2 pseudogenes are annotated in these 1,856 nt (G+C 60.5%); both read right to left on the reverse strand.

From position 1 onward, the window contains the following. A pseudogene (locus I5W_RS03330) lies at positions 1-1,570 on the reverse strand (efflux RND transporter permease subunit); the annotation flags it as partial. Positions 1,571-1,658: 88 nt separating this feature from the next. Then, positions 1,659-1,823: pseudogene (locus tag I5W_RS33990) on the reverse strand (ATP-binding cassette domain-containing protein); the annotation flags it as partial. Positions 1,824-1,856: the final 33 nt, after the last annotated feature.

Consider the following 1,856-nt stretch of genomic DNA (forward strand, 5'->3'; position numbering starts at 1 on the left):
GCGCCGCCCAGGAAGATGACCACCAGCGCGAAGCAGAACGACACCAGCAGCCGGTTGCCTTCCTGGACGAACTGGCGGCTGTCACTAAGCCAATCCACACTGGTGCCAGGCGGCAGTGGCTGCGATTGCAGGAAGGAAACCGCTTCGCCCATGCTCACGCCGGGCGCTGGCAGCAGTTCCAGCGTGGTCGAGTTCATCTGATTGAATTGCGCGAGCTGGTTCGCCTGCGGCCACATTTCCACATGGATCACGGTGGCCAGCGGTACCATTGCACCGGTGCTTGCCTTGACGTAGAAGCGCCCGATATCTTCCGGCGTCATGCGTTCGCTACCACGTACCTGGGGAATGACGTCGTAAGAGCGGTCATGGAAGTTAAAGCGGTTGACGTAGTTTTCGCCGACCAGCACAGCCAGTGTGTCAGCGATGGACTGCATGGTCAGGCCCATCTGACTGGCTTTGGCGTTGTCGATGGTGATATGGGCCTGAGGGCTGTCGTAAGACAGGTCGTTCTGGGCGTAGAGGAACAAGCCGCTGGCATAGGCCGCATTCTTGATCTTCTCACCGGTTTCATAGAGCGTCTTGAAATCATCTGGTGAACGCAACACCATCTGCACCGGCAAGCCACCGCTGGAGCCGGGCAACGGCGGCAATTGCACGGCAGTCAGGGTCTCGCCGTCGATGGCGCCGCCAGCTGCCTGAATCTGGCCCTGGATGTCAGTCGCCGATCGCTTGCGTTCAGACCAATCCTTCAGGATCGCGCCCTCGATCATCATGTTCTGGCCACCGGCATAGTCACCGATGTTCATGAAGCTGCTGTCGAATTCCGGGATCGACTCGAACAGCTTCTCGATCTGTTGGGCATAGCGGGCCGTGTAGCCTACCCCGGCATATTGCGTGCCTTGGTGACGACGATGATGGCACCCTGGTCTTCGGGTGGGGGCAATTCGCGACGGGTACCCGCAAACAACACCAAGATGGCGACCAGCACGACTGCGCCGACCAGCAGGACCGCGCCGCGAGCGGCCAGTGTGTGTGCAAGGATGCGCTGATAGATTGCCGTCAGCATCTCCATGGAGTGTTCGATCCGCTTGGCCAGCTGGCCCTCACCTTGTCTGGAACTGAGCAGCATCGAGCTCATGACCGGCGAGAGCGTCAGTGCGACTACTCCCGAGACGATCACCGAGCCTGCCAGAGTGAAGGAGAACTCCTTGAACAGTGCGCCGGTGAGCCCGCCCATCAAGCCGATCGGGGCGTAGACCGCTGCCAGGGTGATGGTCATTGCGATCACCGGTCCGACGATTTCACGCGCACCGAGCAACGCCGCACGCACAGGTGAAAGACCTTCCTCGATGTGGCGATGGATGTTCTCCACCACGACGATGGCATCGTCCACCACCAGGCCGATGGCCAGGACCATGGCCAGCAGTGTCAGCAGGTTGATCGAGAATCCGCAGGCCAGCATCAGTGCCGCCGTGCCGACCAGGGACAACGGGATGGTGACCACCGGGATGATGACCGCGCGGAATGTACCGAGGAACAGGAATATCACCACGATCACGATCGCGATGGCTAAACACCATGCCGCGATCCGCGCCCGGCCCGGTGATGGCCTGGCCGGCCACCCTCACTTCACCGCTGGTGGGGAATTCAAAACCGGCGATCATGTTGAGCAGCGTCGACTTGCCGCAGCCAGAGGGGCCGAGCAGGCAGAGGAATTCCTTCTTCTCCAACGCCAGACTGACGTGGTCGATGGCCAGCATGTCGGTGCCACGCTTGCGGTCCTTGAAGACCTTGACGATATCGTTCAGTTCGATGAATGCCATGATGCGATGTCCTTGATCGTTGAGGTGCGGTCA

Source organism: Herbaspirillum sp. B65 (assembly GCF_000333555.1).
Taxonomy (GTDB): Bacteria; Pseudomonadota; Gammaproteobacteria; order Burkholderiales; family Burkholderiaceae_D; genus Herbaspirillum; species Herbaspirillum rubrisubalbicans.